We start from the raw sequence: 710 nt of genomic DNA, 5'->3' as shown, positions 1-710 counted from the left end.
TTGTTTGAGTACGGCAGCAAATACACAGGTGATATGCCGAAATACAAAGACGCGTTCTCGGCATCTGACCACGATCCTGTGATCATCGCGATTGATTTACCTGATACGGATATCGATTTACCGAAAGCGGGTGAAAATTTAGCGGTAGATGTACGTTTGCCACCAAACGCGGTTGCAGGTGACATCGTGACTGTTAGCTTAACCGTCGCGACTCAAGCTACCGCTGTAAGTAGTGACGCGAAAGCTTACTCAGCGAGCAAGACTTTAGATCAAACGGACATTAAAGCGCGCAGCGTGAATGTTGAGTTTGAACAGGCGCCAGAGCAAGGTAACTACCAACTGGAAGAGAAAGTGACAGACTCGACTGGCAACGTCGTTAAGTTTAGCTCTGCCCGTGCAGTCTCTATGACTCAACCTGAAACGGGCACCACAGATTCGAAAGACTCTGATGGTGGTTCGTTTGGGTTTGGTGCACTGCTAGCAATGCTTGGACTTGGCTTGTTCCGCCGCCGCCGTTAAGCCACTCCTGTCCTAAAAACATAGCTGTAAAACTCAAAGGCCAGCCGATGCTGGCCTTTTTATTGCGCAAAGACTTGCCTTTCTACTTGGGTGTTGCAAAATACCGCCCTCAATTGTGGTAAACCAGACAATTGATCCTTAAGCCTTGCCAAAACGGATTGGAGCAGCCGACACGCTATGTTGTTGATCAT

General features: G+C 48.5%; 1 protein-coding gene. It reads left to right on the top strand.

Going from position 1 to position 710, the window contains the following annotated elements:
- A partial coding sequence (locus R8N49_RS27150) for a GlyGly-CTERM sorting domain-containing protein (RefSeq protein ID WP_318190454.1) occupies positions 1–519 on the top strand: 519 nt, incomplete at its 5' end.
- Between the last annotated feature and the right edge of the window lie 191 nt (positions 520–710).

The sequence above is a fragment of the Vibrio sp. 1978 genome, from assembly GCF_033344345.1.
The sequence above is the reverse complement of the archived record's forward strand: the minus strand, read 5'-3'. Positions and strand labels throughout refer to the sequence as shown.